The organism is Pseudoflavonifractor sp. HNCC25GI2, assembly GCF_058136395.1.
Genome location: NZ_JBYUOW010000009.1, coordinates 43,553 through 65,952 on the forward strand (window position 1 = coordinate 43,553; position 22,400 = coordinate 65,952).

The following is a 22,400-nucleotide window of genomic DNA, read 5'->3' on the forward strand; positions in this document are numbered from 1 at the left end:
TACAAAAGCGGTTACAAACGTCATTTTCTCATTCATGTTTCAAAATTTTTTAAGCTTTTTATCTGCTAGCTCAGTTTACTCGATACAAAAGAGCCGCACCCCCAGTATTAACTGGGGGTGCGGCTTCGATGCCAGCGTTTTTTGTTTCTGAGGGACAATTATTCTTCGTCCCGCTTCTTGCGGCCCAGCAGAGTGACGCCGGCCAGTCCGGTACCGGACAGGGCGCTCAGCGCCAGCCACAGCGCAGAAATATCGCCAGTCTCAGGCACTTCTGCTCCGGGCACATCGGGGTCTTCGATATCCACACCGGGATCGGTACCATCCCCACCGTCGGGGTTCTCGGGCAGCTCGCCGCCGGGAACCTCGGGGTCGGTAATGTCCGTGTCCTCGGCCACATACCAGACGTTGATCACCTTGTTGCCGTTCATGGTGCCGGTAAGAGGATCACCGGTGGTACTGTCGTAGGTATAGCCCTCGACGGCAATGGCATCGTAGGCGGTCACATCATAGCTGCGGCCCTCACGGATGGAACCGCTGACATAGGACTGGGCAATCTTCTCGCCGCTGTCCTTGTCCAGGTAGTTGACGGTCACAGTGTAGTAGTCGTAGCTGCTTCCGCCGCCGCCACTGCTGATCGCTCCATGAGCCGCCTTAAGCGCCAGGTTTACAGTTTCATCTTTTACAGGAGTATACTGTGTATAGTAGCTATCAACACTCCAGCGCTTCGTGCTGTCCGCGCCCTTGAGACCGTCCAGATACCAGCCGGTGATCTTTTCGCCGTCGGCCAGCAACAGGTCACCAGACATCTCTCCAGCGGGTACCAAATTAAGCACATTGGGATAACCCTCCATGCCCATACTATAAATGTCATCGCCGGCCCCGGCAGCGGTATTATTGTAAACGGCCGCGCCCTCACCCAGGGTCAGGGTTCCATACAGGCTGGCAATGCCGCCGCCGTAGCCGTTGACGCCGGTGCTGTGCAGGGTCACGCTGTTGCCGGTAATGGTGCTGGCAACTGTCACGTTGGCCTGATTGGCATAGATGGCTCCGCCGTAGTTGGCACCCACGGCGCCGGTAATATTTCCCGTTACATTCAGGTCACCCAAGTAGGCATACACTGCGCCACCGTAGCTGGGGCTGGTAGCACCAGTGATATCGGCGCCCAGGTCCAGGTCCATATAGGCCGCGTAAACAGCACCACCGTACACGGTGGCAGTACTGTTGGTAATGGTGGTCTCACCGTCCACAGTGGCGGGTACCACATAGCTGCCCTTGATACCTTGAATAGCCAGCGCGCCACCATAGCCGCCAACACTGTCCTCGATGGTGCATCTCTCAAGCATCAAGGTAGTACTCTTAGCAAAGGTATCAGCCACCAGGATCGCGCCGCCCATAATGCCGGCGGTATTGCCAGAGAAGATACTGTCGGAGATGGCAGCCGGGCCGCTTTGGTGAGAAATCGCGCCGCCGTTGCTGTTAGTGTTATTTCCGGTAAAGGTGCAGTCAGAGACAGTCAAGTTGTTCTGGAGGCCAGAACAAATGGCACCGCCCATAGAGATAGCAGTGTTATCGGTAAAGGTGCAGCCGTCAAAGTTCAGATTCTTGGTATTATCCACATATACTGCACCGCCGCCGGTACCAGCGACGCTGGTATTGCCGTTAAACTCCGAGTCGGTAACGGAGAAAGAATTACTATTGCTGCAATATACAGCACCGCCGGTACCACCCTGGTTGGCAGTAAAGGAACTATCACTCACCACGGCGGTATCCACCCCCAACAGGTACACAGCGCCTCCCAGCGTACTGGCGGTATCCCAACCGTTGGCCTCAAAGGTACAACCAGTAATGGTGACAAAGGGGATTTTGGGCGCATCGGCACCCTCAGTGGTGGTGGGACCCTTTACTGCCACAGCAGATCCGTAGTTGGTGCCAGTAGAGACGCCTATATTATTTTTAAGGATGCACCCCTCCATATAGAGAGAGCCATTCGTCCACAGAGCACTGCCGATACCCGCAGCATTATTTACAAAGACACAATCAATGAGCCTTAGAATGCTGCTCTTGCCGGCAGTGCAGTAAATAGCACCGCCGTAGGTATTATGATCGACCAGATCGGTGCCTTTGCTTCCGTCCAAGGTGCCCCCTTTAACAGTCACGTCCATCGAAGCGCCGTCCTGGCTATTGATGATCAGCAAACGTTCAACACTACCCTCCAGGCTAAAGCCATTCAGGTCCAGCACCAAGCTCTTACTGATGTTGATGGTGCTGGTCAGGGTCACATTGCCCGTCAAGGTAACGGTACCGCCGGTCTCAACTTCGTCAATAGCCTTTTGGAGGCTTTCCTGCGTCATTTCCTCCGGTTCCTCGCCGGGCTTGACAGCACCACAGACAGTGCACTTCAGATCATCGCCATAAGTGTGCTGGCCAGTGGCGGGCATCACTACATTTTCCTGTACCTCACAAAGAACACAGGTGCGGGTGCCCTCTCCATCGTCGACACAGGTGGGCACCTTCCCCTCCAGGGCCACAGGTTCGCCCCACTGATGGGCGGCAGCATCCACAGGAATTTCCTCCGTGTAGCTGGCTTGGCAGGTTTCACAGGTATAAGTCATAACACCAGCAGCTACGCAAGTAGCGGCCGTGGTCACCTCACCCGCAAACTCACCGATACAGGAGGTATAACCATCAATACAGTCCACACACTCCTGAGCCTCTTGGCGCTCACCCGTACCGTTACAGCTCCCGCAGGTTTCCTCAGCGGAGCCGTCCACGTTTCCGGTCCCGCCGCAGGCGGAGCAGGGCACAGTCACCTCAACCTCGTGATCGCCCCCGCAGGTCTCGCAGATAATTGCGTTGTGGGAATGATCTTCCCCATCCCCTCCTGCCGCAAAGGCCGTGATATTCAGCATACCCATGGTCATGCTGAGCACCAACAGCAGCGCAAACAGTTTTTGCAGTCGTTTTCTTGTCGCCATTTTTCGTTCTCCTTTCTAAAATCTGAAGATCGAATACATGGCAGCTGGGCCGGCCTGGCGGCTCGGGATTGGGACGGCCTGCTCGTCCCTCTGCCCGGCTCCGCTTTAGCTCCCTGGCTTTGCGTCCCGCCCTTTCAGACGGTTTGCCCCTGCATCTATTCTGCGGAATTCCTCCGCATGCTGTTTTGAGAGTTCCCTTGCTTTGTTTTCAACAAAGCAAAAGCCAATATTGGCTTTTCTCCGGTTTTCCCTCTCACACACGCAAAATGATCGCCCATATTGCGTTTTGTAGCCTTATTATAGCACCCCTCGGTTACAAAAGCGGTTACATCTTGAATTTTCTCTTTCATTCTTTTAAAAATTTTTTGTCGCACTTCCCATCAGGGATCCGACGCCTGCAGAAGGTATAAAAAAAGCCGTCCCCCGGACGGGGGACGGCGAAGGATGCGGTCCGGCGGAGCTTACCGCTCCTCCCGGAAGTAGTTGAGGCCCAGGGCGGCGGGCTGGCCGCTGCCCTCTTTGCTGCGGATGGAGGAAACCACCAGCACGATGGCGGTGATGATAAAGGGCAGGGCCTTGAAGAGGTGGGGCGGAACGGCGTTGAGCCAGCCCAGCCCGTCGGGGAAGGCCGAGGCCAGGGTTCCGGCATACACCTGGAGGGTGTTGAAGAAGCCGAAGACCACGGTGCCCAGGATGGCGTACAGGGGGTTCCAGTTGGCGAAGATAACCAGGGCGATGGCAATCCAGCCGTAGCCGTTGACCCAGCAGTTGGATCCCTCGAAGGAGCCGCTCATGTTGAGGGCCATGTAGAAGCCGCCCAGGCCCATAATGCCCGAGCCCAGCATCAGGTTCAGGTACTTATAGAGCAGGATGTTGACGCCCACCGAGTCGGCGGCGCCGGGGTTCTCGCCCACGGCCCGCAGCTTCAGGCCCATGCGGGTGCAGGACAGGTACCACCAGGCCAGCACCGCGATGGCCAGGCCCAGGTAGACCAGGGGGTTGTGGGAGAAGAACACCTTGCCCACCACCGGCAGGTCGGAGAGCACCGGAATGTGGATTTCTCCGAAGGCGGCGGACAGGCCGGGGGCCTGCTGCATGGTGGGCCAGTTCTGGCCCACGCCCTTGCCGATGAAGAAGTAGAGGCCCACGCCGAAGGTGGTGATGGTGAGGCCCGTGACGTTCTGGTTGGCCTGAAGGGAGACAGTGAGGACGGCGAACAGCAGTCCGCACAGGGCGGCGGTGAGGAAGGACACCACAAGGCCCACCAGGATGTTGTCCGTCCAGGCTCCGGCCAGGTAGCCGAACATGGCGCCCACGGCCATGGTGCCCTCCACGCCCAGGTTCAGGCTGCCCGCCTTCTCGGTGATAATCTCGCCCACCGTGCCGTAGAGCAGGGGGATGTTATAGACAATGATGTTGAACAGAAACAGGACCAGAATGCTGGCCGCGCTGGTATCGTTCATTTTGCCACCTCCCCGGAGTGGGCGCTGCGCGCCAGTTTAAAGCGGGTAAAGAAGTCTGCCGCCAGCACCGCGAAGAGGATCATGCCCTGGAGCAGGTCGGCAAAGTTGGCGTCCACGCTGGAGTAGGTGACGCTGGCCGCCTGGGCGCCGTACTGCAGCACGGTGATGAGGGCGGAAGCCACCAGGATGCCCGCCACGTTCAGCTTGGCAAGCCAGGCCACGATGATGCCCGTCCAGCCCACGTCATTGGTGAGGGAGGTGGACAGCACCCCGGCGGAGGAGACGCAGAAGGCGCCCGCCAGGCCAATAAGGGCGGCGGAAATAAAGACGGTGCGGATGACGATGGCGCCCACCTTCATGCCGGCGTACTTGGCGGTGTTGGGGCTGTCGCCCACCACGGCAATCTCATAGCCCTGCTTGGTGTACTTGAGGTACACGAAGATACCCGCGCACAGGGCCAGGGCCACCAGCAGGCTCACATTCAGAGAGAAGGGGCCGATGGGGATGGTGAGCATCTGGGCATTGGCGGGGAAGGTCTGGAACCGGGGGCGGGGAGACTGGGGGTCCAGGAAGAAGTTCCAGGCGCCCCGGGTCTCGCCGAAGAAGGCCAGCAGATAGAGGGCCATGTAGTTGAACATCAGGGTGAGCAGGGTCTCGTTGGTGCCGTAGCGCACCTTCAGAACGGCGGCGATGACGCCATAGAGGCCGCCGCCCACCATGCCGGCCAGGGCCATGAGCAGCAGCACCACGATGCGGGGCAGGCTGTCCCCCAGCTGCATGGCCACCGCGCCGGCGCACAGGGCACCCAGGGTGAACTGACCCTCGCCGCCGATGTTCCAGAAGCGCATGCGGAAGGCCAGCGCCAGGGCCAGAGAGGTGATGAGCAGGGGCACGAAAAGCTTGATAAAGTTCTCCACATTCTTATAGGCGAACTTGTTGTCCAGAAGGCCCAGGGTGAACATCTTCTGGTAGAAGGCCCCGAAGGGGACCCCCATCACGGTGAGCAGCACGGCGCCCACCGCCACGGCGATGACCACGGCCAGCACGTAGGCCAGCACCAGCTGGCTGCGGCTCACATGGTCCCGCTTCACCACATGAAAAAGCGGCTGTTTCGGTTTCATTCTCCGGCCTCCTCTCCAAAGCGGGTGTCCTTGGCGATGCCCTTGGCGTGGCGGGCCTCGTCCCCGGTGAGGTCCAGGGCGCCCGTCATCATCAGGCCAAGCTCCTCCTTGGTGGTCTTGTGGGCGTGGACCACGCCCATGAGCCGGCCGTGGCACAGCACCATAATCTTATCGCACAGGGCCATCATCACGTCCAGGTCCTCGCCCACGAACAGGATACCCACCCCGTCCTTCTTCTGGCGGTTGAGGATGTCGTAGATGGCGTAGGAGGAGTTGATGTCCAGGCCCCGCACCGGGTAGGCGGTGACCAGTACGTTGGGGCCGGCCTTGATTTCCCGGCCCAGCAGCACCTTCTGCACGTTGCCGCCGGACAGACGGCGCACCGGGGTCTCCGCCGAGGGGGTGACCACACCCAGCTCCCGGATAACCGTCTCGGCCTCCTCCCGGCCCCGCTTCCGGTCCACGAAGATGCCCTTTCCATCCCGGTAGCTCTTCAGGAGCATGTTGTCGATGATGGACAGGGAGGGTGCCAGGCCCATGCCCAGCCGGTCCTCGGGGATGAAGGACATGGAGATGCCCTTGTCCAGAATGGCCTTGGGGGAAAGGCCCACGATGTTCTCGCCCTTGTGGATCATCTGGCCGGACTGGATGGGGCGCAGGCCCGCGATGGCCTCGCACAGCTCCTTCTGGCCGCAGCCGGCGATGCCCGCCACGCCCAGAATCTCGCCGCCGCGGATGTAGAAGTTCACCTTGTCGATGGCTACGGCGCCCTCGTCGTTCTTGATGGTCAGGTCCCGGATCTCCAGCAGGGGCCGGGTCTTCTCCACCTGGGGCCGCTGGATGTTCAGGTCCACCTTCCGGCCCACCATCCACTCGGTGAGCGCCTGCTCGTTGGTGTCGGCGGTGTCCACGGTGGTGATGTACTCGCCCTTGCGGAGGATGGCTACCCGGTCGGAGATCTCCAGCACCTCGTTGAGCTTGTGGGTGATGATGATGACGGCGTGGCCCTCCGCCTTCATCCGGCGGAGCACGTCGAAGAGCTTCCGGGTCTCCTGCACCGTCAGAACGGCGGTGGGCTCGTCCAGAATGATGACCTTGGCCCCGTAGTAGAGCACCTTCACAATCTCCAGGGTCTGCTTCTCGCTGACGGCCATGTTGTAGACCTTTTTCTCCGGGTCCACATCAAAGCCGAACTTCTCCGTCACCTTGCGGATGCGGTCGTAGCGGCTCTTGTGCAGCAGAAAATCCTTCTCCTGGCTGCCCATCCAGATGTTGTCCGCCGCCGAAAACACGTCCACCAGCTTGAAGTGCTGGTGCACCATGCCGATGCCCAGCCGCTTGGCGTCCTCCGGGGACTGGATGGACACCGGCTTGCCGTCCACCAGAATCTCACCCGCGTCCGGACGGTAGATGCCCGAGAGCATGTTCATCAGGGTGGTCTTGCCCGAGCCGTTCTCACCCAGCAGGGCCAGAATCTCCCCCTGGCGCACCTTCAGCTCCACGTTGTGGTTGGCCACCACGCTGCCGAAGGCCTTGGTGATGCCCCGCATCTCAATGGCGTACTGCTCCGCCATGGAATTCCCTCCTTTTTCTTTTCCTTCCGCGGCCGTCTCCGGCCCCGGGAAACAGGAGACAACGGACATGTCCTTCTGTCCGCTCTCTCCTATCCCCCGCAAGCTTTCTTGAAAGAAAGCTTGGCAAAGAACTTTGTGCGAAGCTTCGCTTCGCCTCTGCGCCCGCCTGGTGGTTTTTTGTAATGAGAACCAGGCAGCAGCCCGCCTGGCAGTATTCCGTAAGGGCGGACATTGGGTTGCGGTAACTCCGTAGGGGCGGATAGCATCCGCCCGCCGCTTGTGGTTTACACCGCTTTGCGGAGGACGGATTGCGCACATCTCCCCTCAGCAAAACGGTTTCCGGGCCGGCCGGTCTCCCGGCCGGCCCGGAGTTGGGTCTGTGTCAGGTGTTTGGGGTGCGGGTCTTAGCCGACCACGACGCCCTCCACATTGTAGTTCATGCTGCCCTTGATGACAGCGTCGTCCACGCTGGGACCGCCGGCAGGAACCACCTCAGGATCGCGCTCAACCATCTCGCCGTCCACCAGCTCGTAGCCGTTGCACATGAGAGGAGCGTCCACCTGCTCCACGTTGACGGTGCCGTCCTCATTGACGGTGATGTTCAGCTTCACGCCGGAGAACACGTCCCACTCACCGGAGACGATGAGCTCACGAACAGCCTCGATGGCGGCGTCGGTGCCAGGAGCGGCAACGGCCTCGTTGATGGGGCTGATGTCCACCATGCCCTCAGCCAGGCCGGCGTAGTAGGCCTCACCCATGGTCTCCATGAAGTGCTCCTTGCCCTGCATGGCGGCCTCGATTGCAGCCTGGTAGTACACATCCCAGTGCCAGATGGCGGCGGTGATGTGGGCGTTGGGGGCCTGCTCGGTCATGTCGGAGTTGTAGCCGCAGCCGAACACACCGGCCTCCTGGGCAGCCAGCTGGGGCTGAGCGGAGTCACAGTGCTGGGCGATGACACCGCAGCCGGCGTCAATGAGGGCCTGAGCGGTCTGGCGCTCCAGGGTCTCGTCGCCCCAGGTGTTCAGGGTCTTCACGGTAACAGTGGCGTCGGGGTTGACAGCCTGGACGCCCAGAGCAAAGGCGTTGATGCCGGAGCAAGTCTCAGCATACTCCAGGTTGTAGGCGGCCACATAGCCCAGGGAGTTGTTGCCGGTCTCCAGGCTCTTCAGGCCGGCGGCGATGCCGGTGAGGTAGCGGGCCTGGTAGATGCGGCCGAAGTAGTTGTTGAAGTTGTCGGGGTTGCTCAGGTAGCCGGTGGCGTGAGTAAAGATGATGTCGGAGTACTCAGGCTTGGCGGCAGCGGCATCCATGGCGTTCAGATAGCCGAAGGAGATGCCGATGATCATCTGGCAGCCCTGGCTGGCCAGAGTGTCGATGGCGTTGGACACGTCGGTGTCGTTCTCAGCCACCTGGTCCACGATGAGCAGCTGGGTGGCAGGATCCATGCCCAGGTTCTCCATGGCGGTGGTGATGCCCTTGTGGTGCTGATAGGTGTAGCCGGCGGTGTCGTTCTGGCCATTGATATAAATGGCACCCACCTTGAAGTCAGAGACATTGGTGGTCTGGCTGCTGCTGGCGGAGCTGTTGGAACCGGTGTTGGAACCAGCGCTGCTGCTGGAGCTGTTGCTGCTGCCGCAGGCGGCCAGAGACAGGGTCATGGCCACGGCCAGAGCCATGGCAAGAAACTTCTTCATTTCTCGTTGTCCTCCTTAAAAAGTCTGAATGGCTTTCATTCTATATTAAAACCGTTTTTCCCGGTTTTAACCACATTTTCCCGTGGACTCAGTCCACAAACTCCACGCCGGTTTCCTCGTTCATGGATTTGATCCGTGCCAGAGATTTCCCACAGCCGGGCTTCCCCGTCTGTGGGGACCCGTTCTTTTAAATCCTCGGGCGGAAGTGAATTCCGCCCTCCGGAATCCTCCGGGCTCTGCCCGTCGGATTTACGGCCTGTCGGCCGCCCCATCTCCCGATGGGGCCCCGTGGAATCCCTGGCGGGAAGCGGTGTTCTTTCTTATTCCTCCACAAACTCCACGCCGGTTTCCTCGTTCATGGATTTAATCCGGGCCAGGGATTCCACCCGGATACCCTGGGCGCGCAGACGGTCGCCGCCGGGCTGGAAGGCCTTCTCAATGACGATGCCCGCTCCGGCCAGCTGAGCCCCGGACTGGTGCACCAGGTCGATGAGTCCCTCCAGAGCCGCGCCGTTGGCCAGGAAATCATCGATGATCAGCACCTTGTCCCCCGGGCCCAGGAATTTCTTGGACACAATGACGTCGTAGATGCGGCCGTGGGTGAAGGACTCCACCTTGGTGGAGTACACCGCCCCGTCAATGTTCTTGGACTGGCTCTTCTTGGCGAAAATCACCGGGCAGTGAAAAAACTGCGCCGTGACACAAGCGATCCCGATGCCAGAAGCCTCGATGGTCAAAATCTTGTTCACGCCGCAGCCCTCAAACCGGCGCAGAAACTCCTTGCCGATCTCCGCAAAGAGCTCCACATCCATCTGATGATTCAAAAAACTGTCCACCTTCAGCACATCAGTGCCCTTCACCGTGCCGTCCGTGCGAATGCGCTGCTTCAGAAGCTCCATGCCGCTCTCTCCGCCTTTCTGAAGAAAATGACAGTGGCCCGGAAATACGGGCCACGCAGATTATGTCGATACGGTACCATTTTACAGGAATTTTACCCCGCCTGCAATCCTTTTTTCAAAATTCTTTCCAGCATCCCACACAAAAATTTTTTCGCCCCACCGCCTGCCCTTCAACACTCTGGTCAGAGAAAACAGCTGTTTTAAAAAATTCGGTGAATGGTCCGCGGATAGGATAGCCGTTTTGAAGGTTTTTCCTGCGGGCAAAATCCTCACGTCCTTTTCTAAAACCTGTCAGAGCGGGCGGATGGTATCCGCCCCTACGGAAGCGGAATACCGGATGCGGCGTGCGGGATCATATCCCACCTCTACAAAAATGCGGAAAACCCGAAGGCGAGGGGAAAGGCCACATCTGTTCCAGCCTTTCCTTACGGGCGCAGAGGCGAAACGAAGTTTCGCAGAAAGTTCTTTGCCAAGCTTTCTTTCAAGAAAGCGAAGAAAGCGGAGGGCGGCTGAGCGCCGCCCTCCGCAGGGGGTTGTGCTTTGAAGTCCCGCTCCCCTACTCCACGGTTTTCAGGGACTCCACCATGTCCAGCTTTTTCAGCTTCCGGTGGGCGGCCAGATTGACCAGCAGGGAGAACACCACCGTCAGGGCAGTCGCCCAGGCGTAGCTCTTCCACTGCAGCACCCGGCCAAACATTAAAAGGTCAATTTCCACCGTGAGGATGAGCCACTGGTGCAGAGCCTTGCCCATGAGCATGCCCATGGCCACGCCGAACACCGTGAGAATCACATTCTCCCGGTAGATATAGGCGGACAGCTCCCGGTCATAGAAGCCCAGCACCTTCAGGGTGGCCATCTCCCGCATGCGCTCGGTGATGTTGATGTTGGTGAGGTTGTAGAGCACCACAAAGGCCAGGGCCGCGGCGCACACAATAATCAGAATCACCGCGTAGTCCACACTCTCCAGACTGGAGGAGTAGGTGCGCCGGGTGTCCTCGTTGAGGGACACGGTGGTCACCCCGTCCAGTGCCACCAGGTCGGAGGCCAGCTGGTCCGCTCCCTCCGCCTCGGGGTCGTAGTCCATGAGCACCGTGTTGTCCTCCGGCGCCTGGCCGAAAAGGGTCTGGTAGTAAGCATCCGTGATGTAGACACTGTGCTGGATGTAGTGCTCGGTGATGTCGGCCACCCGGGCGGTCACCGTCTTGTCCCCCTCCAGGGTGATGGTGTCCCCCACCCCCACGTCCAGCAGCTTTGCCAGCTTCTCGGTGAGCACCACCCCGTCGTCGGGCAGCGTCACCGGCTCTGAGCTGGTGCGGTGGCGCAGATTTACAAAGCGCTCCAGCTCCTCCTGGCTGGCGGTGGTCTGGAGGGTGGCGTCCACGCTGTACGCATCGGTGCGGGCGGTCACCGTCTCGGAGCGGCAGGGGGCAAAGTCCGTCACCAGACCGCTCTGCTCCAGCATCGCCTCCACCTCTCCCAGCTCGCCGGTGGTCACCTTGTCCACCAGCCCCACCTGGGCGGTGTAGCGGTAAATCTCGTCGTACTGGATGTCCATAATGTCCAGAATGGAGTCCCGCAGGCCGAAGGCGGTAACGATGAGGGCCGCGCAGCCGCCGATGCCCGCCACCGTCATCCAGAACCGCTTCTGGTACCGGAACAGGTTCCGCAGGGTCACCTTATAGTTGAAGGACAGCCGCCGCCACAGGGGGCCGATCCGCTCCAGCAGAATCCGCCGCCCCATAGGCGGGGCCTTGGGCCGCATGAGCTGGGCGGGCACCGCCGTCAGGGTGGAGAAGCAGGCTCCCAGAGCCGCCAGGGTCACCGTCCCCACCGCCGCGCCGCAGGCAAAGAGGGAGGTAGCGGGCTCCAGGCTATAATAGATGTCGCCGGTGGCGTAGATAATGCCCCAGGCGGTGCAGATAATCCAGGGCAGCAGGGTGAGACCCACCGCCAGTCCAATCAGGGAACCCAGGGCGCTGGCCAGGAAGCCGTAGCCCACATACTTCACGGCGATGGCCCCCTTGGAGTAGCCCAGGGCCTTCAGTCCGCCGATGGTCACCCGCTGCTCCTCCACCATACGGGTCATGGTGGTGAGGCACACCAGGGCTGCCACCAGGAAGAAAATCAGGGGGAAGACGCTGGCCAGGTTGCCCATGCGGTCGGCGTCCATGGAGTAGCTCACGTAGCCGGCGTTGGTGTTCCGGTCCAGCACGTACCAGGTACACTCCTCAATGCTTTCCACATCCCGGCGGGCCTTGTCCAGCTCCTCCTGGGCGTCGGAAATCTTCTCGTCCGCCTCCGCCTTGCCCTCCAGGTACTCCTGGTAGCCCTCCTCATACTCGGCTTCGCCGTCCCGCAGCTCCGCCAGGGCGTCGTCCAGCTTGACCCCCGCGTCGTGGAGCTCCGCCTCGCCGTCCGCCTTCTCCTGGGCCAGGGTGTTCCAGCCGTCCTGGATCTCCGCCAGGCCGTCGGCGTACTCCTGCTCCCCTTCCTCATAGTCCCGGAGGCCGTCTTCGTATTCCTTCTCGCCGTCCTGGAGCTGTTTCAGCGCGTCCTCCAGCTGGAACCGGGCGTCGTCCAGCTCGTACTTGCCCGTCATCATCTCCAGCTTGCCGCTCTCCAGCTCCTTTTCCGCCTCTTCCAGCTCCTCCTTGGCCTCGTCCAGCTGCTTCTTGGCGTCCCGGAGCTGGGCCTGGCCCCAGCGGTAGTCGGACCAGCCGCTGTCCAGCGCCGCACGGCCCGCCTCCAGCTGGGCTTGAGCCGCCAGCAGCGCGATGCTGTCGGCGGGAATGGAAGCCTTTTGGGTCTCCAGCGCTTTGATTTGGCTTTCCAGCTTGGCAATGCCAGCCTCCAGCTTGGTAATATTCCCCTGGGTCGCGGTCAGCTGCTCCTGGGCCTGGGCCAACTGCGCCTCCAGCTCCGCCTTTTCCGTCTCATCGGTGGCGGCGGCAATCTGCTCTTTCAGCTGAGCAATCTGCCCTTCCAGGGCCGCCGCCCCCTGCTTGGCCGCGTCCAGCTGCCCCTGGAGCTCCTGGAGCTTGGCCTGGCCCTGGGCAATACCCTGGTCCAGCTGGCCAATCATGCCTCCCAGCACCCCGTTGACGGCCTGGGTAACGGTGGCGGTCTCCCCGCCCCCCTCACTTCCGCCGGATTCTCCGGTTCCCTCCCGGGCCGCCGGAGCCGCGCTCTCAGCGTCCGGGGCGGGGTCGGTCTGGTCCTCCCCGGGCGTGGGCTCCGGGTCGGGTTCGGGGGCGGGATTGGGCGAGGACGCCTCCTGTTTCAGGGCGGCAATGAGCTCGTCCCGGGTCAGAGGCAGTCCGCTTTGGGTCAGAATGGTGTCCAGAAGGGTGTTAAACTGCTCCAGATTGGCGGAATACACACTCTCCTGCTCGTTGAGGGTTTGCAGGGCGGAGCTGAGCTTTCTTTTGCCGCTCTCATACTCCTTGAGCCCGTCTTCATACTCTTTCAGGCCGTCTTCGTACTTCTTTTTGCCATCCTCGTACTCCTTGACGCCCTCTTCATAGTCCCGCAGGCCCTGGGTGTAGTCGGCGTAGTTGGTATAGTACTCCTCCCAGCCGTCGTCCAGCTCCTTCCGGGCGTCCTCCAGCTTCTGCTTGGCGTCATCCAGCTCCTTCCGGCCGTCCGCCATCTCCGCTTCCGCGTCCCGGAGCTCCGCCTCCGCCTTGGAAACCTCCTCATTCAGCTCCTGCAGGCCCTCATTATACTCGTCCAGGCCGTCATAGTACTCGTTCCAGCCGTCGTCCAGCTCCTTCCGGGCATCGGCCAACTCCGCTTCCGCGTCTTGAAGTTCGGCCTCCGCCTCCGCCTTGGCGTCATCCAGCTCCGCCTGGGCGTCCGACAGCTTCTCGTTGGCCTCCTCCAGGATGCCCTCCCGGCGCAGAGGGGCCCGAACCTCCCCCAGCTTCTCCAGCTGGGCGGTGTACTCCTCCATTAGGTCCTCATAGGCGTCGCTGTACGTCTCCAGCTCCGCCGTCCCCTCCATCACCAGATAGGCGTCGGTGTAATAGTCCATGGTGAAGGCCTCTTCCGGCAGCAGCACATAGGCGGAAACCTTGCCGGTGCCCAGGGTGGAGCTGCCCCGCTCCACGCCGACGTAGAGCGGCGTGTCCGCAGTGCCCACAATGGTGAAGGTGTTCTGCGCCAAGGAATTCTCATAGTCCCCCGTGCCGGTATTCAGGGTGATTTGGTCCCCCAGCTCCAGCCCCGTCTCCGTCATCAGCCGGGGCTCCACCAGGCACTCGTCCGCCGCCTGGGGCAGACGGCCCTCCTTCACGGCGGGGAGGTTCACATCTTCCGACAAGGATAATGCCTTTACAATATAATCATTGTTCTCAAGGGGCAGGCTGGCATCCACCGTATAGGCGCCCCGGGCGGTCACCACCCCCGGCTCCTCCGCCAACGCCTCGATGTCCTCCTCGGTGAGACCCAGGGTGGACACGATGCGCAGGTCCATCAGCTTCTGTTGGTCAAAGTACCGGTCCGCCGACAGCTTCATGTCCGGCGCGGTGGCCCGCAGACCCGCCAGGAAACACACCGCCAGCGCGGAGAGGACCATCAGTGAAAGGAAGCGGCTGCGGGTGCGGATAATCTCCCGCACGGCGTCGGTGAGCAGTCGGTTGGGCGCCCGTTTTCCCGTTCGTTTCATCTGCAAATCCCCTCCTTTCCCGGAATTTTTGATTGCTGTTCGTTTTAAAGATAAATTATATTGTTGTTTGTATTCTAATGTGGGGCAGGATTTTCCCGCTTTATCAGGTTGCGTAACCGTATAGTAAGGATTTCGCCTGCGGGCGACCTACTTTGCCCTCGTCGGCAAAGTAGGCAAAACGCCGCCGGGGGAATGCGTCTGGAAAAACACTTCGTGTTTTTATGCCGCATCCGCCCCGGACCCCCCACGTCTTTTACGGGAGAGCCACCAAGAGGCTTTGTATCTCCATCCGGCGCGGGCAAAGGACAGGATACCGCTCTTTACGCCGCCCGCTGCCGCTCTATGTTAATTGAACAAACTTACTCTCCTACAAGAGCTGTCGCGCCTAACGTTCAGCCCTCGCGGGGCGGTTCGGTAGTCGTTCCCCCTCCGGGGTTGGTATCGGATGCGTTACCACTCAATCTGTTCCACAGGGATGGGCGTCTCATTTCGGTCAATTCGGTCCACCCGGCCGTTCTTTACATGGATGACCTTATCAGCCATGGGGGCGATGGCGCTGTTGTGGGTGATGACCACCACCGTCATCCCCTCCTGGCGACAGGTATCCTGGAGCAGCTTCAGAATGGACTTGCCCGTCACATAGTCCAGAGCGCCGGTGGGCTCGTCGCACAGCAGCAGCTTGGGGTTCTTGGCCAGGGCCCGGGCGATGGCCACCCGCTGCTGCTCGCCGCCGGAGAGCTGGGCCGGAAAGTTGTTGAGCCGGTCCCCCAGTCCCACCTTCTCCAGCACCTGCTGGGCAGGCAGCGGATGCTTACAAATCTGGGCGGCCAGCTCCACATTCTCCAGGGCGGTGAGGTTCTGCACTAGGTTATAGAACTGGAACACAAAGCCGATATCATAGCGGCGGTAGGTGGTGAGCTGCCGGCTGTTATAGCCGCTGACCAGCTGGCCGTCCACGGTGATGGTCCCCTCGTCGCAGGAGTCCATCCCCCCCAGGATGTTCAGCACCGTGGTCTTGCCCGCGCCGGAGGGACCCACGATGACCGCAAACTCCCCCTTCTCGATGGTGAAGGTGATGTCGTTTACCGCCGTGATGGTCACCTCGCCCATCTGATAGCGCTTGACCACATGCTCCAGCCCAATGTATGCCATATCCATCCTCCTGTCTGTTACAAAACAGGTGTTGATTATTTCGCCTTTCTTTTATATTATAGTGGGGAACAGGCCAGACTCAAGGGGCAAATTTCCCCGGGTATGTCTGAAATCCAACAACTCGACCGTTTTTGTCCGATATCTCCGGTTAAGTTTCTGTGAATTTTTTGAAGGGAGGTCTCCGCCATGGCACCGTCCCGTCCCCAGTCCGCCCCCGCCGCCCAGGACCGGGACCGCCGGGTCCGCCGCACCAAGGCGCAGCTGCGCCAGGCCCTCACCGAGCTGCTGCGGGAAAAGGACCTGCGCTCCATCACCGTCCGGGAGCTTACCGAACGGGCCGACGTGAACCGGGGCACCTTTTACGCCCACTACAAGGACATCTACGACATGCTGGAGCAGTGCGAGGCCCAGCTCTTTGACTCTTTGGGAGAGCTCCTCTCCGGCTACACCGCCCAGCAGCTCCAGGGGGACCTCTCCCCCGTGCTGGAGGAGGTCTTCCTCTTTGTGGAGGACAACCGGGACCTCATCCCCATCCTCCTCACCGGTCAGGCCAAGGACCCCTTCTTCCAGCGGCTGTACGCCGTCATCCGGGAAAAGTGCGCCGGGGACTGGCGGGGCGCTTACCCCGTGGGCACGGAGGAGGCGGGCTTTGCCTACGCCCTGGAGTTTGTGGTCTCCGGAACGGTGGGCCTCATCCAGACCTGGATGCACAACGGCCTCCAGCCCCCCGCCAGGGAGATGGCCGTCTTTACCGGGCGGCTCATTCAGCAGGGCCTTACCTCCCTGTGATTCCCTTGTTTCCCGCTTTCTTGAAAGAAAGCGGGGCAAAGAACTTCCTGCGAAGCTGCCGCTTCGCCTTGCTCCCCTTTTCCCGGTTGGTTGTTGGGGATATATATAGGGGGCGGCCTCAAGGGCCGCCCCCTGTTTTCAGATTTTGCCGCAGATGGAAGGGACAGTTTCCTCCCTGCAGAGAAAAGCCGGGCGGAGCGCGTTGCGCTCCGCCCGGCTTCTACATACGGATTATTTCAGCACGGCTCTGGACCGGGCTTCCTTCTTGTCCTCCAGCTTGGAGACAATGATGGCACAGGCGGCGTCGCCGGTGATGTTCACCGTGGTACGGCCCATGTCGAAGATGCGGTCGATACCGGCCACCAGGGCGATGCCCTCCACGGGGACGTTGACGCTCTGGAGCACCATGGCCAGCATAACCATGCCCGCGCCGGGCACACCGGCGGTGCCGATGGAGGCCAGGGTGGCGGTGAGCACGATGGTGACCATCTGGCCCACGGTCAGGTCGATGCCGTAGGCGGTGGCGATGAACACGGCGCACACGCCCTGATAGATGGCGGTGCCGTCCATGTTGATGGTGGCGCCCAGAGGCAGCACGAAGGAGGTAATCTCACGCCGGGCGCCCAGCCGCTCGGAGCACTCCATGTTGAAGGGCAGCGTGCCCACGGAGGAGGCCGAGGAGAAGGCCATCATCATGGCCGGAGCCATTCCCTTGAAGAAGGCCAGAGGGGACAGCCCCGCCATGGTCCTTACCGTTGTGGAATAGACAATTACTGCGTGGAGGAAGTAACCCACATAGGCAACCACCAGCACAGCTACCAGGTCCCGCAGGATCTTGGGGCCGTTCTCCGCCACCACCGGGCAGATGAGGCAGGCCACGCCCACAGGGGAGAGCTTGATGATGAGGTCCATAATCTTCATAAAGACCTCGTTGAAGCTGTCGATGACCTGAGCGGCCACCAGGCCCTTGTCCCCGGCCAGCATCACGCCGAAGCCCAGCAGCAGGGAGATGACAATCACCTGCAGCATCACGGCGTCCGCCAGAGGAGTAATGGCGTTGGAGGGGAAGATATTCACAATGGTGGTCATGATGCTCTGGCCCTCGGGAGGGGTGTACTCCAGGCCGCTGGTTTTCAGCGCCGCGAACAGGCCGATGCCCTTGGCCACCGAGGCCAGAATCAGAGCCAGCACCACGGCGAAGGCGGTGGTAGACATGTAGTAGACCACGGTCTTTCCGCCCACCGCACTGACCTTACTGATATCCTGCATGGAGATAACGCCCGACGCGATGGAGAACAGAACGATGGGCACCACCACAAACTTCAGAAGGTTTAGGAAGATGTCGCCCCACGGCTTGATGTAACCCAACGCAAAGTCCTTGCCTGCCATGCCGCCAATATTGGCGTTCATCAGCAGCAGGCCTGCCACGATGCCCACGACCAGACCCACAAAGATCCACAGAGCCAGCGGCAGCTTTTTCTTATTCATAAAATCTCTCCTTCCTCAGCTCCGGACCCCCTCGGGTCCGTGTCACTAGGACGGCGTCCGGCCATCCTCCCCTCCGGGCACCCCCGGGGTTTTTCTCCATTCCATCTCTGCCGCTATTATACTATGCCGCCCCCTCCTTTTACAAGCCAATTTGCAACTTTCTTTTTTTCATCATTCAAAATCCGCCTCCGCTTCCCTTTTTTCAGCCCCCTCCCACTTCCCGGGAAATATTTTTCAGTTCTCCCGCATTTCGACCGTTTATTTTCCATAATATGGTAAACTATGGTTGTCATTACACTGCGGGATAAGGGGGCCGGGACCATGCTGGGTTTGTCCAGAAAGGGTATTTATGAGACGGGAAAGGTGCTGTTTCTGCCGGTGGACGCCATTGTGCCCAACCCGGACCAGCCCCGGAAGCGCTTCTCCCAGGCGGAGCTGGAGGAGCTGGCGGGCTCCATCCAGGCTCTGGGGGTGCTGCAGCCTTTGACGGTGCGCCGCCGCAGCGGCGGCTGGGAGCTGGTGGCCGGGGAGCGGCGGCTGCGGGCCGCCCGGCTGGCGGGACTTTCCCAGGTGCCCTGCCTGTCCATCCAGACCGACAGCCAGTCCTCCTCCCTGCTGGCTCTGGTGGAGAACCTCCAGCGGAAGGATTTGGACTTCTGGGAGGAGGCCAAAGCTCTCCGCCGCCTCATCGACACCTATTCCCTCTCCCAGGAGGAGGTGGCCCGGCGCATCGGCAAGAGCCAGTCCGCCGTGGCCAACAAGCTGCGGCTTCTCAAGCTGCCCGAGGCGGTTCTGGAACAAATGTGCCAGTCCGGCTGCACTGAGCGCCACGCCCGGGCCCTCCTGCGGCTGGAGAATCCCCAGGACCAAACCCAGGCCGCCGCTCAGGTGGTGGAACGACACCTGACCGTGGCACAGACGGAGGCGCTGGTGGAGTCTATGCTGGCCCAGCGGCAGACCGCCCGCAAGAAGCCCACCTTTCTGATTCGGGACGTGCGACTCTTTCTCAACACCATTACCAGGAGCCTGGATTTGATGCGGTCGGCGGGGGTGGATGCCCAGTGCCGCCGCACCGACACCGACCAGGAGATCCTGTTGACCATTCATATTCCCCGACATCCCAGTTGAGCTTACCTCCCCTTCCTGTTCCCCGTCTGCGCTTCGGCGCGGGCGGGGGCTTTTTATGTTTCACGTGAAACGTCGGCGGCGCAGACGTTGGCGGCTTAAACTCTGCCTGCGGGTGGGAAAGGATAATTTCGCCCTGGGGGGCGACCTACTTTGCCCGCGTCGGCAAAGTAGGCAAAACGCCGCCGGGGGTCGACGTCTCGAAAAACACTCCGTGTTTTTATGCCGCCTCCCCCGGACCCCCGTTTATTTACGGGGGAGCCACCAAGGAGCGAGGTTGTATCCATCCGGCGCGGGCAAAGGACAGGATACCGTTCCTCGCGCCGCCCGCTGCCGCTCCGTGTTGGTTGAACAGGTCTATGCTCCTACAAGAGCCATCGCGCCTGGCTTTCCTCCATCGCGCGGTGGTTCGGTGTTTGCTCCGCCTCCGGGGCGGGTAGTTGATATATGAGGGTAGTTGCGGCACTTCAAGCTTCTTGGTTTGCAGCGGCCCTTTGGTCCGTTGACCTCCGCACCTATTCCGGCGCGGAAGTTTTCAGGTCACCACCATCCCTCGGGGGGTACATCCAATAGGGGGGCCGAAGCCCCCCTGATTGGTCGTTTCAAGAGGATGGGGTATCTAGGGGAAGGGGGAAATCGAAATCCCCCTTCCCCTAGACGGTTCTTTGGTGACTTTCTGTCCGCACAGAAAGTTACTCGCCCGGGGGCGAAACATCCCTTTCCCCGTCCCACCCGCAGGTGAAACCACCTTCAAAGGGCCAACCATACCTTATATAAAATAGAATCTTTCCTTTGCCCATGTTAAAAACGTAAAAACCAGGGCAAAACAGTTGAAAAGCCCTCCTGCGATTGTTATAATGAAATTCTGCAAACAGCCCGCGTCAGCGGGCAAACCCCAATTTCCCACAGGAGGCGCCTATGGCCAGAATCATTGCTGTTGTCAACCAAAAAGGCGGCGTTGGTAAAACCACCACCACCGTGAACCTCTCCGCGGCCCTCCATGACGCGGGCAAACGCGTACTGCTGTGTGACTTTGACCCTCAGGCCAACGCCACCTCCGGCATGGGTGTGGACAAAAACACCGCCTCCCCCAACGTCTACGACGTCCTGATCAACGGCGCTGAGCCTGAGCGGGCGGTGCAGCACACCAAATACGGCGATGTGCTCCCCTCCAACAAGGCCCTGGCCGGTGCGGGCATCGAGATGATTGGCATTGACCACCGGGAGATGCTGCTGAAGCAGGCCCTGGGCGCGCTGTCCGACCAGTACGACTACATCTTCATCGACTGCCCCCCCTCCCTGGAGCTGCTCACCGTCAACGCCCTGTGCGCGGCGGATTCCCTGCTGGTGCCCGTCCAGTGTGAGTACTACGCTCTGGAGGGTCTCAGCGACCTGCTGGCCACGGTACGGCTGGTAAAGCGGGGACTTAACCCCCGGCTGGCCCTGGAGGGCGTGCTGCTGACCATGTTTGACAGCCGCACCAACCTGTCCTTACAGGTGGCAGAAGAGGTCAAGCGCCACTTCCCCGGCCAGGTGTACGCCACCGTCATTCCCCGCAACGTCCGCCTCTCTGAGGCGCCCAGCCATGGCAAGCCCATTACCGCCTACGACCCCTACTCCAGGGGCTGCGAGGCCTACACCGCCCTGGCACAGGAGATGATCGCCATCCACGGGAAGGGATAAACGGCTCCGCCGCCGCTCCCATCCCCCGTCCCGCCCGCAGGCGGTACCAAAGTGCAGCCCAGCGCAGCGGGTGCACTTTGGAGAGGAGGCGCAAGGGAGCGGGTGAGGAATGCCCACGCCTGGGCGTTCCGAACAAAGCGGACTTTGCGCCGACGACGTTTCACGTGAAACACCCACCGTTATGCACCCATTGGCATACATTTAAAATAGGAGTACTGCAATGGCAAAACGAAACATGGAACTGGGTCTGGGCCGTGGGCTCAACGCCCTGCTGGGCGACCCGGACCTCCAGCCTCAGGGGGAAGGCTCCGTCCTCCTCCCCATTTCCCAGGTTGAACCGGGGCTGAACCAGCCCCGGAAGCGCTTTGACCCCGAGGCGCTGGCCGATTTGGCCGAGTCCATCCGGGTTCACGGCATCATTCAGCCCCTCACCGTCCGGCGGCTGTCCTCCGGCTACTACCAGATCATCGCCGGGGAGCGGCGCTGGCGGGCCGCCAAGGAGGCCGGACTGGCGGAAGTTCCCGCCGTCATCATCGAGGCGGACGACCGGAAGGTCATGGAGCTGGGCCTCATTGAGAACCTCCAGCGGGAGGACCTGAATCCCGCCGAAGAGGCCCGGGGCTACCAGGTGCTCATGGAGGAGTACGGCCTCACCCAAGAGCAGGTGGCCCAGCAGATGGGCAAGTCCCGCCCCGCCATCGCCAACACCCTCCGTCTTCTGGCCCTGCCCGAGGACATTCTGAAGCTGCTGGAGGAGGAGGTCCTGTCCGCCGGACATGCCCGGGCCATCCTGGCCCTGCCCTCCCCTGCCCTCCAGCGCCAGGCAGCCAAGAAGGTCATCGAGGGCCAGCTGTCCGTGCGGCAGACCGAGGCCCTGGTCAAGGCCCTCCAGAAGCAGAAGGCGGACAAGCCCAAGACCGACGGTCCCGACCTGTCCCTCTATCTGGGCGAACTGGAGAAAGACCTGTCCGGCCGTCTGGGCCGGAAGGTGAAGATTGCCCACCGGGGCAAAAAAGGCAAGATTGAGCTGGAATACTACAACGACCAGGACCTGGAGGCGCTGCTGGCGCTGCTCCAGACCCTGCATGGGGAAGGAGGTGTCCAGTCGTGAGCGAGGAACAGAAGAATCCCTCTCCCCAGGAGAGCCCCTCCCCCACCCAGGACAAGGCGCCCGCCGCCGAGGGTAAAAAGGCGGACAAGCCCCTCACCCCCGGCCAGCAGAAACGGCGGCAGAAGTCGGTGTTTCAGTATATCGCCATCCTCTTCGGCGCCGCCTTTGTGCTGCTGCTGTTCACCTTTGTGATGGAGCGGCGGCAGTACCAGCTGCTCCAGGAGCAGAACGAGGCCCAGATTGACGATTTGCAGCAGTCGGTAAACGCCGTGCAGTCCCTCAACAGCCTCTATGAGGAGAACGCCGCCCTGAAGGAGAAGACCCAGGATCTGGAGGAGGAAAACCAGGACCTGCAGAAGCAGGTGGACCAGCTGGAGCAGCAGGTCTCCGACCTGTCGGTGCAGGCGGAGAAGACCAGCCAGGCCATGGACTGGTTCTGGCAGATTGACGAGGCCTATGTGCGGGGACGTTACTCCCTGTGCCGCCAGCTCATCCAGAGCCTGGAGGAGGCCAACCTGAAGGAGTGGCTGCCCAAGGAGAGCATTACCGATAACGGCCGCTTCTCCCCCTACGACCGCTACCAGGAGATTTACGACGCCCTGTATTGATTGTCCGGGCCAAAGGCCCTGTGATAGAAACCAATAAAAATTAAGGAGATAG

General features: G+C 60.9%; 15 protein-coding genes and 1 riboswitch. Of the genes, 5 read left to right on the forward strand and 10 right to left on the reverse strand.

Features of this window, described 5'->3' with window-relative positions:
- Positions 1–158: 158 nt before the first annotated feature.
- From AC3YUO_RS10865 to AC3YUO_RS10905, 9 genes are all read right to left on the reverse strand, one after another.
- Positions 159–2,975, reverse strand: a complete 2,817-nt coding sequence (locus AC3YUO_RS10865; RefSeq protein WP_489963054.1) for an LPXTG cell wall anchor domain-containing protein — start codon at positions 2,973–2,975, stop codon at positions 159–161.
- A 36-nt stretch (positions 2,976–3,011) separates the two neighbouring features.
- Positions 3,012–3,133, reverse strand: a riboswitch (cyclic di-GMP riboswitch).
- The gene (locus tag AC3YUO_RS10870) at positions 3,131–3,325 is read right to left on the reverse strand and encodes a hypothetical protein (RefSeq protein WP_489963055.1); all 195 of its coding nucleotides are present in this window, start codon (positions 3,323–3,325) and stop codon (positions 3,131–3,133) included. (Overlaps the previous riboswitch by 3 nt.)
- A 111-nt stretch (positions 3,326–3,436) precedes the next feature.
- Positions 3,437–4,438: an ABC transporter permease gene (locus AC3YUO_RS10875; RefSeq protein ID WP_489963056.1), complete on the reverse strand. Its 1,002-nt coding sequence runs from the start codon at positions 4,436–4,438 to the stop codon at positions 3,437–3,439.
- Positions 4,435–5,559, reverse strand: coding sequence for an ABC transporter permease (locus AC3YUO_RS10880; protein WP_489963057.1), 1,125 nt, complete (start codon positions 5,557–5,559; stop codon positions 4,435–4,437). Before AC3YUO_RS10880 ends, AC3YUO_RS10875 begins: the two co-directional genes overlap by 4 nt.
- Complete coding sequence (locus tag AC3YUO_RS10885; protein ID WP_489963058.1) at positions 5,556–7,133, reverse strand: ABC transporter ATP-binding protein; 1,578 nt, start codon at positions 7,131–7,133, stop codon at positions 5,556–5,558. Before AC3YUO_RS10885 ends, AC3YUO_RS10880 begins: the two co-directional genes overlap by 4 nt.
- A 404-nt stretch (positions 7,134–7,537) precedes the next feature.
- Positions 7,538–8,827: a BMP family ABC transporter substrate-binding protein gene (locus tag AC3YUO_RS10890; RefSeq protein WP_489963059.1), complete on the reverse strand. Its 1,290-nt coding sequence runs from the start codon at positions 8,825–8,827 to the stop codon at positions 7,538–7,540.
- A 320-nt stretch (positions 8,828–9,147) separates the two neighbouring features.
- Complete coding sequence (locus AC3YUO_RS10895; RefSeq protein WP_489963060.1) at positions 9,148–9,726, reverse strand: xanthine phosphoribosyltransferase; 579 nt, start codon at positions 9,724–9,726, stop codon at positions 9,148–9,150.
- Between the two features lie 556 nt (positions 9,727–10,282).
- Entirely contained in the window at positions 10,283–14,392 is a 4,110-nt protein-coding gene (locus AC3YUO_RS10900; RefSeq protein WP_489963061.1) for an FtsX-like permease family protein, read from the reverse strand.
- Positions 14,393–14,842: 450 nt separating this feature from the next.
- Positions 14,843–15,544 carry an ABC transporter ATP-binding protein gene (locus AC3YUO_RS10905; protein WP_489963062.1) on the reverse strand — a complete coding sequence of 234 codons (702 nt, stop codon included), beginning with the start codon at positions 15,542–15,544 and terminating at the stop codon, positions 14,843–14,845.
- A gap of 186 nt (positions 15,545–15,730) precedes the next feature.
- Between AC3YUO_RS10905 and AC3YUO_RS10910 the strand changes: the two genes are divergently transcribed.
- Entirely contained in the window at positions 15,731–16,333 is a 603-nt protein-coding gene (locus AC3YUO_RS10910) for a TetR/AcrR family transcriptional regulator (protein WP_489963063.1), read from the forward strand.
- A 231-nt stretch (positions 16,334–16,564) separates the two neighbouring features.
- On the opposite strand, the gene AC3YUO_RS10915 is transcribed toward AC3YUO_RS10910, so the two are convergent.
- Entirely contained in the window at positions 16,565–17,821 is a 1,257-nt protein-coding gene (locus AC3YUO_RS10915; protein WP_489963064.1) for a dicarboxylate/amino acid:cation symporter, read from the reverse strand.
- A gap of 321 nt (positions 17,822–18,142) precedes the next feature.
- Here AC3YUO_RS10915 and AC3YUO_RS10920 point away from each other — a divergent pair, with 321 nt between their 5' ends.
- The 4 genes from AC3YUO_RS10920 to AC3YUO_RS10935 all read left to right on the forward strand — a co-directional run bounded on the left by AC3YUO_RS10920 (position 18,143) and on the right by AC3YUO_RS10935 (position 22,348).
- Positions 18,143–18,949 (forward strand): ParB/RepB/Spo0J family partition protein, encoded by an 807-nt coding sequence (locus tag AC3YUO_RS10920; RefSeq protein ID WP_489963065.1) that lies wholly within the window; start codon positions 18,143–18,145, stop codon positions 18,947–18,949.
- 915 nt (positions 18,950–19,864) lie between these two features.
- The gene (locus AC3YUO_RS10925) at positions 19,865–20,629 is read left to right on the forward strand and encodes a ParA family protein (RefSeq protein WP_489963066.1); all 765 of its coding nucleotides are present in this window, start codon (positions 19,865–19,867) and stop codon (positions 20,627–20,629) included.
- 220 nt (positions 20,630–20,849) lie between these two features.
- Complete coding sequence (locus AC3YUO_RS10930; RefSeq protein WP_489963067.1) at positions 20,850–21,740, forward strand: ParB/RepB/Spo0J family partition protein; 891 nt, start codon at positions 20,850–20,852, stop codon at positions 21,738–21,740.
- The gene (locus tag AC3YUO_RS10935) at positions 21,737–22,348 is read left to right on the forward strand and encodes a hypothetical protein (RefSeq protein WP_489963068.1); all 612 of its coding nucleotides are present in this window, start codon (positions 21,737–21,739) and stop codon (positions 22,346–22,348) included. Before AC3YUO_RS10930 ends, AC3YUO_RS10935 begins: the two co-directional genes overlap by 4 nt.
- The last annotated feature ends 52 nt before the right edge of the window (positions 22,349–22,400 follow it).